This window comes from Mesorhizobium sp. WSM4840 (assembly GCF_055811755.1).
The window spans coordinates 67,006-79,305 of sequence record NZ_JBVVQD010000012.1 but is presented as its reverse complement, the minus strand read 5'-3'; the positions used below and the strand labels follow the sequence as shown (position 1 = coordinate 79,305).

Sequence of the window (12,300 nt, the reverse complement as noted above, 5' to 3'; positions counted from 1 at the left end):
TTTCTCACAAGGCTTGGGAGAGGGTCAGGAAGCGGTCGAAGACGGCATCGTCCATGTCGACCTGATGCCCTGCTTGGGGGTAAGTGCCACCGGCCACGTCGGTCGCGAAGGCACGGAAAGCGGCGATGCGCTTTGCCTGTAATTCGGCTTCCAGCGTGACGAAATCGGCATAACGCTTGGCATGGCGGGGGTAGTGGCCGGTGTGGGTGCCGAGCACGTCGCTGGAAAACAGGTATTGCGTGTCGCAAGCCGAGCCGCAGCCCATGCCCATGGTGATCAGCGGCGTCGAGCGGGTGATGTGCTCGGCCAACCGCACCGGCACCACCTCGACCTCGATGCAGGCAGCGCCCGCATTCTCCAAATCCTTGGTTGCGCGCAGGACCTTGAGGGCCTCCTCGGCTGTCCTGCCCACAGCGCGAAAATTCGTCCAGGTGGCGCGGTTCGGCACCAGGCCGACATGGCCGGTGACGGGAATGCCCTCCGCCGCCATCGCCTCGATGAAGCGCGGCGAATGCGAGCAGTAGATAGCATCGGCGCCGCGTCGCATCATCGCGAAGCCGAGACGTACCGCTTCGTCGGGCGAGGCAACCGCGCCATGCGCCATGCCGACCGACAAGAACGCGTGAGGTGCGGCGGCGCGGATGGCTTCGAGTTTGTGGTCGGGCTCGCAGGACAGGATGGTGATGTCGCAGGCAACCGCCGCAGCCGCTTCGGCCGGCGTATCGACATGCAGTTGCAGCCATTTGCGAGTGCCCTTGGCGCTCTGCAGATCGTAGGCCGTCAGCCGTCTGGTCACCTGTCATCCTCCCGTTTGCTGAGGGGATAACATCGCGGCTGGCGGGAAGGCCGCTTATTCCTTGATCAAATCAGATCAAACGTTCTCGGCGGTGAAAGTGACGAAGCGGATCGGCGGATTGTCGACCGGTAGGTCGTGCAGGTTCAATTTCGACAGCGCCAGATCCATGGCGCGTCTTGCCTGCGCCTCTGGCGCCTGGTCGAGCACCACGTCCATCGTGCCCTGGCGAAGGGCAGTGGCACTGCGCTCGGTGAGTTCATGGCCGACGAAGAACACCTCGCGGCCACGCGGATGGCGTCTTAGCACGTCGTTCAGCGCGGCGTTGGCGCCGCCGGCATTATAAAGCCCGGCAAGGTCCGACCAGCGTGTCAGTGCCTCGACCAGTTGCCCGGCGTTTCGGTCGCCCTCGTCATGGCCGAACAGAGCCGCGACCGGTTCGGATTCGCCGCCGGCCTCCATCAGATAGTCAAAGAAGCCGCGCACGCGGTCGCGGTGCACGCGGTAGATCTGGCTATGGCAGATCACCACCACCTTGCCCGGCCGCCTTTGCATGCGCGACATCAGCAGCCCGGCCATGCGCCCAGCCGCATAATTGTCGATGCCGACATACTCGCCGCTGGTGCCCGAAATCTGCGTGACGATCTGCACCGTCGGGATCTTCTCCGCCTCCAGCCGCCTGAGTGCCGCACCGACGAGCGGATGGTCGGGAACCGCCAGGATCAGGGCGGCACGGCGCATGTCGGGATCGAGTATCCGCTGCGCGATGGCCGCGGGATTTGCCTCATCGAGAAATGTCCGGTGTACGGCGATTGTCCGATCCAATGTGGCGGCGATGCGCTCGAAGGCGCGGGACAGGCGGGCAAAGAAGGTGGCATCCGGGCGGACCAGGATAACCTCGATCCTGATCACTCCCCGATGGGCTTCCGGCAGGCGGCGCGGATAGTCGAGCGAGCGCGCGGCGGCGACGACCTTTTCGACGGTTGCGGGCCTGACACCGCCCCTGCCGTTCAGCACGCGTTCGACCGTCGCTGTGCCGACCCCGGCGCGGTGGGCTATCTCAAGGAAAGTGGGCTTCGGAATCTTGGTTCTCCGCTGTTACGATATTGGTGCCTGGCCAGCCGCATCCGCTTTTCCAAGGATAGATCATCTTCGGACTCTCCCAAAAGGCCCCATCCGGCGATGTTCGCAATCGAATGCACCGGCTGTCCGGCAGTCGGTTGCTTCAGGGCTTTCGGAGTGACAATGTCGGCTCCTGGGCCAAAGGCAGACATTGCAATGCCCGCCTTTGGCTTGCACCCCGCCCCACCTTCCGCTATAGAGCCGCCACCCGCGTAGACACCCTTGGAGGCAACGCGGCGGAAGGCTGTCCGGCCTCACGTGATCCCAAAAAGATTTTGGACCAGATCATGTAAGGCCATGACGGCTTTCGACGTTTACGGCCCAGGCACCTCGCCGGCCGCGAACGCTCCAGAACAACGCGAAAGGAAATGCCATGAGCGATACTTACGAGCTCAAGGCCGAAGCGCGCGAACAGGTCGGTAAGGGGTCCGCCCGTGCAGTTCGCCGCAACGGTAAAGTGCCTGCAGTAATCTACGGCGACAAGCAGCCTCCCCTGGCGATTGCGCTGACCTACAAGGACATCTACTACAAGATCCATGGCGGCGGGTTCCTGACCACGATCGCCATGATCGATGTCGACGGCAAGAAGATCCAGGTCCTGCCCAAGGACTTCCAGCTCGACCCGGTCAAGGATTTCCCTGTCCATGTCGACTTCCTGCGCATCGGCAAGGACACCGAAGTCAATGTCGACGTGCCGGTCCACTTCATCAATGAGGACAAGTCGCCCGGCATCAAGCGCGGCGGCGTGCTCAACATCGTGCGTCACGAGGTCGAGTTCCACTGCCCGGCCAATGCGATCCCGGAATTCATCACCGTCGATCTCACCGGCACCGATATCGGCGATTCGATCCACATCTCGGCGGTCAAGCTGCCGGCCGGCGTCAAGCCGGTGATCTCCGACCGCGACTTCACCGTCGCAACCATTGCCGGCTCCGCGGCGATGAAGCCGGAGGCGGAGGAAGAGACGGTCGAAACGGCTGAGCCTGAAGCGGCTCCTGCCGCCGAAGAGAAGTAATCCGTTTCCGCCCGGAGGTGACGATGCTGCTGTTTGCAGGCCTCGGCAATCCGGGCGCGAAATACGCCAACAACCGGCACAATGTCGGCTTCATGGCGGCGGACGCAATCGCCCGCCGCCATTCCTTTTCGCCCTGGTCGAAAAAGTTTCAGGGCCTGATCGCCGAAGGCACGCTTGGCGGCAAAAAGGTCGTCCTGATCAAGCCGCAGACCTTCGTGAATCTGTCCGGGCAGTCGGTCGGCGAAGCCCTGCGCTTTTACAAGCTCACCCCCTCGGCGCTGACCGTCTTTTATGACGAGATCGACCTTGCCGCCGGCAAGGTGCGGATCAAGGTCGGCGGCGGTTCCGGTGGCCACAATGGTATCCGCTCGCTCGACCAGCATATTGGAAAGGATTTCCGCCGTGTGCGCATTGGCGTCGGCCACCCCGGCGCCAAGGAAATGGTGCATGGCCATGTGCTTGGCGATTTCGCCAAAAGCGACCGCGAGTGGCTGAACGTGCTGCTCGACACCATCGCCGACGCTGCCGGACTGCTTGCCAAGGGCGACGACAATTCCTTCATGAATCGCGTGACGCTGGCCTTGCGCGACAAGCTCACGCCGACGGGCGACGACGACCGCCCGCCACCCAAGGCGCCAAAAACACAAAGCCACGTCCGTCAGGCGCGGCCGCAGCAGCCGGCGGTCAAGCTGCCCGAAACCGGTCCGATGGCCGCCATGCTGAAAAAGCTGTTTGGGGGCAAGGAATGAGCCTCGCCACGGATCGGGGCCGAAGGGGTTGACGATCGTCGGCGCTTTCGCCCATAGCCCTCATCAAATTTCGATTTCCCGATAGGACCGGATAAAAATGGGTTTCAAATGCGGCATCGTTGGCTTGCCCAACGTCGGCAAGTCGACGCTTTTCAACGCGCTGACCAGGACGGCGGCGGCGCAGGCCGCCAACTATCCGTTCTGCACCATCGAACCGAACACCGGCGAAGTGGCGGTGCCCGACCCGCGCCTGCAAAAGATCGCGGCGATCGGCAAGTCGAAGGAGATCATTCCGACCCGCATCTCGTTCGTCGACATCGCCGGCCTGGTGCGCGGCGCCTCGAAGGGCGAAGGTCTGGGCAACCAGTTCCTGGCCAATATCCGCGAGGTCGACGCCATCGTCCATGTGCTGCGTTGCTTCGAGGATGACGACATCACCCATGTCGAGGGCCGCATCGATCCTGTCGCCGACGCCGAGACCGTCGAGACCGAGCTGATGCTCGCCGACCTCGACAGCCTCGAGCGCCGCATCGTGCAGTTCCGCAAGCGCGCTTCCGGCAAGGACAAGGAGGCGCTGACCGTGCTTCCGATGATGGAAGCAGCTCTTGAACTCCTGCAGGCCGGCAAGCCCGCTCGCATCCTGCTCAAAGGTATCTCCACGGAGGATCTGCGCATCCTGCAGGGGTTGAACCTGCTGACGTCGCACCCCGTGCTCTATGTCTGCAATGTCGCCGAGGCCGACGCCGCGGCCGGCAACGCGCACACCAAAGCGGTCGAGCAGATGGCTGCCGCGCAAGGCGCCCGCACCGTGGTGATTTCGGCGGCGATCGAAGCCGAGGTCGCGCAGCTCAGCGACGACGAGGAAATGGAATTCCTGGCGACGCTGGGCCTCGAGGAACCTGGCCTGAACAAAGTGATCCGCGCCGGATACGAGCTGCTGCAGCTCATCACCTATTTCACCGTCGGGCCGAAGGAGACACGCGCCTGGACCGTGCACAAGGGCGCCAAGGCACCGCAGGCGGCAGGCGTCATCCACACCGATTTCGAGCGCGGCTTCATCCGCGCCCAGACCATCGCCTACAACGACTTCGTCACGCTGGGCGGCGAAGTGGCGGCCAAGGAAGCCGGCAAGGCGCGCGACGAAGGCAAGGAGTATGTCGTCCAGGACGGCGACATCATGCTGTTCAAGTTCAACACCTGAGCTGACCGACGGCGCGCCGGCAGCCATCATGGCCGCCGGCGCGATCACAGCCTCGTGCACGCCGCACGAGCCCTTTCCGCGCGGCTTGACTGCCCGCAATGCCCGGTCTAAGGGGCGTCTGCACCCGGCCCCGCGCTTTCGTCGAAAGCGCCCGTCCGGTGCAATCCGAAACGACGCGTCCGTTCGAACCCATCCTTTTGGCCTCAGCAAGGGAGACCCTGCGATGATCAAGGCATTCGTCGTGGACAATGATCGCCTGCGCCTTGCCGACGATCTCTTGGCAAACAGCGACCAGGTCGTCTGGGCCGACCTTGTGAGCCCGACAAAGGAAGAGGAAGCCGCCATCGAGGCCTGGCTCGGTGTTGCCATTCCGACGCGCGAAGAGATGGAGGAGATCGAGATTTCGAGCCGCCTCTATGTCGAGGACGGCGCCTATTTCATGACCGCCATTCTGCCCGCCCAGACCGAGGCCGACGATCCCTTGATGTCGCCGGTCACCTTCGTGCTGGCCGGCAACAGGCTGATCACCGTGCGCTACCACGAACCGAAGGCTTTCAAGACTTTTCCGCAGCGTGCCGAGAAAGTGGCGACCGGCTGCACCAGCGGCGACACCATCCTGATCGGCTTGCTGGAGGCGATCGTCGACCGCCTCGCCGACATTCTGGAACGCGCCGGCCGCGACATCGAGACGATCTCACGCGACATCTTCCAGGCAAGCTCGGCCAAGGCGTCCAAGCGCAACCGCGATTTTCAGGAATTGCTGAAGGCCATCGGCCGCAAGGAGGACATCGCCTCCTCGATCCGCGACAGCCTGATCTCGCTGCAGAGGCTCGCCGGCTTCCTCACCCACGCCTCGACCCAGACCAAGATGAGCAAGGATATCCGCGCCCGTATCAAGACCTTGTCGCGCGATGTGCTGTCGCTCGCCGACCACGCCACCTTCCTGTCGCAGAAGATCAACTTCCTGCTCGACGCGACACTCGGCATGATCTCGATCGAGCAGAACGCCATCATCAAGATCTTCTCTGTCGCCGCGGTCATCTTCCTGCCGCCGACGCTGGTCGCCTCGATCTACGGCATGAATTTCAATGTCATGCCCGAACTGACCTGGAACTTCGGCTATCCTTTCGCCATTGGCTTGATGATCCTCTCGGCGATACTGCCCTTCTGGTATTTCCGCCGCCGCGGCTGGTTGTAGGCTTCGGAGCTTCTATCGCGTTGGCTGTTGCGTTGGCTGTCGCGTTGGGCGCGATGGCCTGGCGCATCAGAAATGACTTGACCAAATCCCGCCCCGCCTGCATCCGGGAACCCCGATCCGCGACGATCGTACAAACTTGAACCGGATTCCAGACCATGACCGGAAAGAATTCCAGACCATGACCGGAAAGACTTGGGCCTATGAGGATTTCGTCGAGGGCGCCTCGCTCGACCTCGGCACGAAGCTGGTGAGCGCGGCCGAGATCATCGAATTCGCGCAGGAGTTCGATGCGCAGCCGATGCATCTCGACGAGGCAGCAGGCAGGGCCAGCATCCTTGGCGGGCTGGCGGCCTCCGGCTGGCACACCTGCGCGATGTTCATGCGCATGCTGTGCGATGCCTTCCTGCTGGACTCGACCTCGCAAGGCGCCCCCGGCGTTGACCAGGTCCGGTGGAAGAAGCCGGTGCTGGCCGGCGACATCTTGAGCGGCAACACCACCGTCCTTGCCAAGCGCGTGTCCAGGTCCAAGCCCCAGCTCGGCCTCGTCACCATGCGCAGCGAGCTTTTCAACCAGCGTGGCGAAGGCGTCTTCGAACTCGAGAACACCGTCATGTTCCTCGCCCGTGATGCCGCACAGGGCCGCTCATGACATTGGACGAGTTCTTTTGCATCGGCATCACCGTCACCCTCGGGTCGCATACATTCGAGCCCAAGGCGATCAAGGCGTTCGCCAGGAAATACGATCCGCAGATATTCCATCTCGACGAAGAGGCGGCGAAGAAGAGCGTGTTCGGCGGCCTGTGCGCGTCGGGCTGGCACACAGCTGCAACCTGGATGAAATTGAACCTCGAGACCGGCGTGGAGGCCGGGGGCACCCGCTGGGTCGGCGCTGGACCCGCGCCCGAATTCGGCCCCTCGCCCGGTTTCAAGAACCTCAAATGGCTGAAGCCCGTCTATGCCGGAGAAACCGTAACCTTCACCCGCACCGCGCTTGCCCACCGCCCCATCATGTCACGGCCAGGCTGGCGGCTGCTGACGCTGCGCTCGGAAGCCTTCGATTCGACCGGCGACAAGGTCATCGAGTTCGAAAGCGCCGTGCTGGTGAAGATGGGGTAGTTTCTTCCTTCTCCCCCTGTGGGAGAAGGTGGCCGAGCGAAGCTCGGTCGGATGAGCGACTATCTCTGATGTCAAGTTGCATTAGCGAACTCTTTGCGCGCATCGCGTGCTTTTGCATTGAGAATGACGAGCAGCTTTCTGGCGAGTGCGATGCGGATGACCATCTTTTCCTTTCCGGCGGCCTGCAACCGTTGGTGGAAGGCGCCGAGGTGAGGATCGTAGCGGGCAACGATGCGGGCAATGAGGAAGAGGATGGAGCGCGGTGCTGCGCGCCCGCCCCGCACCGGCCTTCGGCCACTGCGCTTGCCGCTGTCGTTGGCGATCGGCGCCAGGCCGGCCAGCTTGGCGATGGCCTTGTTGGAGAGCAGGCCGATCTCAGGCAGTTCGGCCATCAGCCGCGCCACGGTGCGGGAGGCCACGCCCTTGAGCGAGCGGAAGGCCTGGTCGAGGCATGCCCACAGTGGATCGTCGTCGATCAGCGAGGCGATCTCGCCCTCGAGCCGGCGGCCCTGGCGCTTGAGCACGGCAATGACCTCATCGAGGCTGGCAATGGTCTCGGCATCGGCGGCAGCGCTCTTGCGCTGCTTCTGAACGGTGAGATCGTCCGTCACCTGGCAAAGCCGGGCGACCAGCGCCTTGAGCCGCTGCTGGGCCGCACTCGGCGGCGGCGTCGGCTGCAGCCGTTTGACCTGCGCATAATGGGCAATGACGGCGGCGTCGATCCTGTCGGTCTTCTCCAGATAGCCCATCGCCTCGGCGAAGCGGCGCACGCTGCGCGCGTTGACGATGCCGCAGGGCTGATCCATCTCCCACAGAAGCAGGTAGGCAAGACGCTCGTAGCCGCCGCTCGCCTCCATGACCACGAGCTCGACGCCGTGAGACCGACAGAAAGGCGGCAAGCTCGGCTATGCCTGCCGCGTCATTGCCGAAACGGCCCCACGCGCCGCTCGGCACGACATGGGCGTCGAGCCAGTCCTTCGAAATATCTATTCCACAGATGGTCTTGTTCACGGTAACCTGCCTTGTGCGTACGATTGGAGCCAAGCGACTATTCGGTCGTGCGTGACGTTGGCGAAGATCCCAAGCTCATCCACGGTTGTAACCGGAGGGGTAACGGGCGACTTCGCCGTGCCTCGGGCCGGATGGCCATCCGACCCGAGGCACAGTCGCTTCCATCGCACAAAAAACCTTCCGTGCAGATACAAGGGGTTTTCCAGCCTGGCACTGCGGCACTCCGTGCAACACCCCTCTTCCGTCTCGGCGCTGCGCGCCGATCCACCTTCTCCCACAAGGGGAGAAGGAAAAAGCGTATCAATGCCCTTCAAACCCGATCAGCGTCCTGACCGGCACGCCGAGTGCTTCGAGCTTGTCGCGGCCGCCGAGGTCCGGCAGGTCGATGACGAAGCAGGCGGCGAGGATGTCGGCGCCGATCTGGCGCAACAGCTGGACCGCCGCCGCCGCCGTGCCGCCGGTGGCGATCAGGTCGTCGACCAGGATCACCTTTTCGCCCGGAGACACGCCGTCCCTGTGCATCTCCATCTCGTCCAGCCCGTATTCGAGGCTGTAGGCGACGCGCACCGTCTCGTAAGGCAGCTTGCCCTTCTTGCGGATCGGCACGAAGCCGGCCGAGAGTTGATGGGCGACGGCGCCGCCAAGGATGAAGCCGCGCGCCTCGATGCCGGCGATCTTGTCAACTTTCTGGCCGGCATAGGGATGCACCAGCTCGTCGATGGCGCGGCGGAAGGCGCGCGCATTGCTTAGCAGCGTGGTGATGTCGCGAAACAGGATGCCCGGCTTGGGATAATCCGGAATGGTGCGGATCGCGGCAAGCAGCGTGTCTTCGAGCGAAGGTTTCATGGGCGGCTCTCCGGGCATTCGTCCGATTCGACTTGAAGACATGAAAAGGAACTCTGGCCGATCGTAACCCGGCGCGGCCGGCGACGGCTACCGCGATGTGGCGCCTGGAAGAAAATTGTCCGGCAAAAGACTGAGCCGGCCGCCTTCGGAATACAAAAAGGGCGCCTTTCAGCGCCCTTTCGATGTCGTGGCTTTGCGTAACTCAGTGCGCCACGCCGGCCCACACCTTGCGCTTTGTCAGATAGACCAACGCACCGAACAGCAACAGGAAGACCAGCACGCGAAAGCCGGTCTTCTTGCGGGCTTCCAGATGCGGCTCGGCTGCCCACATCAGGAAGGCCGACACGTCGCGGGAATACTGGTCGACCGTCTGCGGCGAGCCGTCATCATAGGTCACCTGATCGTCGGAGAGCGGGTTGGGCATCTTCAGCGACACGCCGGCTATGAAGTACGGATTGTAGTGCGTGCCTTCCGGTATCTCCATACCCGCCGGCGGCTGCTCGTCATAGCCGGTCAGCAGCGAGTGGATATAGTCGGGACCGCCCTGGGCGTATTGCGTGAAGATGTCGAAGACGAAGCGCGGAAAACCGCGCGTGACGCCGCGCGCCTTGGCCAGCAGCGACATGTCGGGCGGGGCAGCCCCGCCATTGGCGGCCGCTGCTGCCTGATCGTTGGGGAACGGCGCCGGGAAATGGTCGGACGGTATGCCGGGACGATCGAACATGTCGCCGGCATCGTTGGGACCATCATTGATCGTGTACTCGGCGGCTAGCGCCTTGACCTGCGCTTCCGAATAGCCAAGGTCTTCCAGTGTGCGGAACGCCACCAATTTCATCGAATGGCAGGCCGCGCAGACTTCCTTGTAGACCTTCAGCCCGCGCTGCAACTGCGCCTTGTCGTAGGTGCCGAACGGCCCGGCGAAGCTCCAGTCCATCTCCTTCGGCTCGTGTATCGGGAAATGCGTCGGCTGGGCTTCGTTATGCGCCTCCTCCTGGGCGATCGCCCCGGTGGTCGCGGCCGCAGTGCCTGCCAACACAAGGCTGAGCAGCGCCAGCGAGGTGAGAATCTTCTTCATGCCAAATCCCCTTGAGATTCTCTGCCGCGCCGTCGTCGTCTCGAGCATGATCTTTTCCGAAAACCGGTCTCCACTTTTCGGGATCATGCTCAGCCCTTGGTTTCCGCTGCGGCTGTCGCGCGAGCCGGATGCCCGCCACCCTTGTTCTTCTCGAGCACCGCCTCGGTGATCGAATTCGGCAACCGCCGCGGGGTCTCGATCAGGCCAAGCACGGGCAGCGCGACCAGGAAGAAGGCGAAGTAGAACAATGTCGCCATCTGCGCCATGAAGACATAGCTGCCTTCGGCCGGCTGCGAACCCAGCCAGCCAAGCAGGACGGCATCGATCACGAACAGCCAGAAGAACAGCTTGTACCAAGGCCGGTAGACCGCCGAGCGCACCTTCGAGGTGTCGAGCCACGGCACCAGGAACAGCATGGCGATGGAGCCGAACATCGCGAGCACGCCACCGAGCTTGGAGTTGATCGGCCCGATATTGAAGGTGATGGCACGCAGGATCGCGTAGAACGGCAGGAAGTACCATTCCGGCACGATATGGGCAGGCGTCTTCAGCGGGTCGGCGACTGTGTAGTTGTCCGGGTGGCCGAGAAAGTTCGGCAGGTAGAAGACGAAGTAGGCGAAGATGAACAGGAAAACGAGCATCCCGAACGCGTCCTTGATGGTCGCGTAAGGGGTGAAGGCGACGGTGTCGGTCTTCGACTTGACCTCGATGCCGGTCGGGTTCGACTGGCCGACCACATGCAGCGCCCATATATGCAGGACGACGACGCCGGCGATCATGAACGGCAGAAGATAGTGCAATGAAAAGAATCGGTTAAGCGTCGGGTTGTCGACAGCGAAGCCGCCGAGCAGAAGCTGCTGGATCCATTCGCCGACCAGCGGAATGGCGCTGAAGAAGCCGGTGATGACGGTCGCGCCCCAGAACGACATCTGCCCCCAGGGCAGCACATAGCCCATGAAACCTGTCGCCATCATCAGGAGGTAGATGATGCAGCCGAGGATCCACAGAAGCTCGCGCGGCGCCTTGTAGGAACCGTAGTAGAGGCCGCGGAAGATGTGGATGTAGACGGCGACGAAGAAGAACGACGCGCCGTTCGAATGCAGGTAGCGCAACAGCCAGCCCGAATTCACGTCGCGCATGATCTTCTCGACCGAATCGAAGGCGAGAGTGCTGTCCGCCGCATAGTGCATGGCCAGCACGATGCCGGTCAGAATCTGCGCCGCCAGCATGGTCGCCAGGATGCCGCCGAAGGTCCACGCATAATTGAGGTTGCGCGGCACCGGATAGGCGACGAAGCTGTCATAGACCAGCCGCGGCAGCGGCATGCGGGCGTCGAACCAGCGTCCGATACCGGTCTTGGGCGTATAGGTCGAGTGTCCCTCGCTCATCGAAATATCCCTTAGCCTCAGCCGATACGGATCTTGGTGTCGGAAATGAACTGGAACACCGGCACCGACATGTTCTCCGGCGCCGGCCCGCCGCGGACGCGGCCGGCGGTGTCGTATACCGAACCGTGGCACGGGCAGAACCAGCCGCCGAACTCGCCTTCCTGGCCGAGCGGTATGCAGCCGAGATGGGTGCAGACCTGGACCATCACCATCCAGGCCTCCTTGCCCGGCATGGTGCGGTTGGCGTCCGTCGCCGGCGCATCGGCCGGCAAATTGGCATTGCGGGCGAGCGGATCCTTGAGCTGGGCCAGATTGACCGCCTCGCCATCCTTCATCTCTTGTTCAGTGCGGTTGCGCACCACCACCGGCTTGCCGCGCCATTTCACGACAAGCGACATTCCCGGCGTCAGCGAGGAGACGTCGACCTCGACCGAGGCCAGCGCCAGCGTCGAGGCATCCGGGCGCATCTGGTCGATGAACGGCCAAGCGACGGCACCCGCGCCGACCACCGCGGCCATGCCCGTGGCGACATAGAGAAAATCACGACGGTTGGGATCCTGGATGTCGGTTGCGCTCACGGGTGCCTGATCCTTTCGCCTCTTCCGTGCCGGTGGCCGAGGCTTGTTCCCCGCTCTTTCACGCCAACCCGACAGCGCATGGCGAACAGGCTAGCGAATTCCTCCGGCAATTGGCCTTCGGTTTATGCGTGAAGCCCGTTTTTGTCCAGACGGGTGAAGGCACAAGGGCAGATTGTCGCGGGGACGCAATTCGGCGTCGGGCGGCATG

At 63.1% G+C, this 12,300-nt stretch carries 12 protein-coding genes and 1 pseudogene; 6 read left to right on the top strand and 7 right to left on the bottom strand.

From position 1 onward, the window contains the following. Positions 1–4 precede the first annotated feature (4 nt). Positions 5–796, bottom strand: a complete 792-nt coding sequence (locus tag AC0L3I_RS17550) for a 3-methyl-2-oxobutanoate hydroxymethyltransferase (RefSeq protein ID WP_473527713.1) — start codon at positions 794–796, stop codon at positions 5–7. Between the two features lie 75 nt (positions 797–871). After that, positions 872–1,876, bottom strand: a complete 1,005-nt coding sequence (locus tag AC0L3I_RS17545) for a LacI family DNA-binding transcriptional regulator (RefSeq protein ID WP_473527766.1) — start codon at positions 1,874–1,876, stop codon at positions 872–874. Between the two features lie 412 nt (positions 1,877–2,288). On the opposite strand from AC0L3I_RS17545, the gene AC0L3I_RS17540 reads away from it, so the two are divergent. The 6 genes from AC0L3I_RS17540 to AC0L3I_RS17515 all read left to right on the top strand — a co-directional run bounded on the left by AC0L3I_RS17540 (position 2,289) and on the right by AC0L3I_RS17515 (position 7,194). Continuing rightward, positions 2,289–2,930 (top strand): 50S ribosomal protein L25/general stress protein Ctc, encoded by a 642-nt coding sequence (locus AC0L3I_RS17540; protein ID WP_473527712.1) that lies wholly within the window; start codon positions 2,289–2,291, stop codon positions 2,928–2,930. Positions 2,931–2,953: 23 nt separating this feature from the next. Next, positions 2,954–3,679 (top strand): aminoacyl-tRNA hydrolase, encoded by a 726-nt coding sequence (pth, locus tag AC0L3I_RS17535; RefSeq protein ID WP_473527711.1) that lies wholly within the window; start codon positions 2,954–2,956, stop codon positions 3,677–3,679. Positions 3,680–3,776: 97 nt separating this feature from the next. Next, the gene (gene ychF, locus AC0L3I_RS17530; protein WP_473527710.1) at positions 3,777–4,880 is read left to right on the top strand and encodes a redox-regulated ATPase YchF; all 1,104 of its coding nucleotides are present in this window, start codon (positions 3,777–3,779) and stop codon (positions 4,878–4,880) included. 223 nt (positions 4,881–5,103) lie between these two features. Then, on the top strand, positions 5,104–6,078 hold the full coding sequence (gene corA, locus AC0L3I_RS17525; RefSeq protein ID WP_473527709.1) for a magnesium/cobalt transporter CorA: 975 nt from the start codon (positions 5,104–5,106) through the stop codon (positions 6,076–6,078). A 178-nt stretch (positions 6,079–6,256) separates the two neighbouring features. Further along, the gene (locus AC0L3I_RS17520; RefSeq protein WP_473527708.1) at positions 6,257–6,727 is read left to right on the top strand and encodes a MaoC family dehydratase; all 471 of its coding nucleotides are present in this window, start codon (positions 6,257–6,259) and stop codon (positions 6,725–6,727) included. Next, positions 6,724–7,194, top strand: coding sequence for a MaoC family dehydratase (locus AC0L3I_RS17515; RefSeq protein ID WP_473527707.1), 471 nt, complete (start codon positions 6,724–6,726; stop codon positions 7,192–7,194). The genes AC0L3I_RS17520 and AC0L3I_RS17515 overlap by 4 nt, the downstream gene beginning before the upstream one ends. Before the next feature lie 71 nt (positions 7,195–7,265). On the opposite strand, the pseudogene AC0L3I_RS17510 reads toward AC0L3I_RS17515, so the two are convergent. The 5 genes and pseudogenes from AC0L3I_RS17510 to petA form a co-directional block, all read right to left on the bottom strand. Beyond that, positions 7,266–8,205: pseudogene (locus AC0L3I_RS17510) on the bottom strand (IS110 family RNA-guided transposase). 300 nt (positions 8,206–8,505) lie between these two features. Next, the gene (locus AC0L3I_RS17505; RefSeq protein ID WP_095491616.1) at positions 8,506–9,051 is read right to left on the bottom strand and encodes an adenine phosphoribosyltransferase; all 546 of its coding nucleotides are present in this window, start codon (positions 9,049–9,051) and stop codon (positions 8,506–8,508) included. A gap of 202 nt (positions 9,052–9,253) precedes the next feature. Then, positions 9,254–10,126 (bottom strand): cytochrome c1, encoded by an 873-nt coding sequence (locus AC0L3I_RS17500; RefSeq protein ID WP_473527706.1) that lies wholly within the window; start codon positions 10,124–10,126, stop codon positions 9,254–9,256. Between the two features lie 89 nt (positions 10,127–10,215). Next, on the bottom strand, positions 10,216–11,514 hold the full coding sequence (locus AC0L3I_RS17495; protein WP_473490013.1) for a cytochrome b: 1,299 nt from the start codon (positions 11,512–11,514) through the stop codon (positions 10,216–10,218). Between the two features lie 17 nt (positions 11,515–11,531). Further along, positions 11,532–12,092 (bottom strand): ubiquinol-cytochrome c reductase iron-sulfur subunit, encoded by a 561-nt coding sequence (gene petA, locus AC0L3I_RS17490; RefSeq protein ID WP_473490014.1) that lies wholly within the window; start codon positions 12,090–12,092, stop codon positions 11,532–11,534. Positions 12,093–12,300 lie beyond the last annotated feature (208 nt).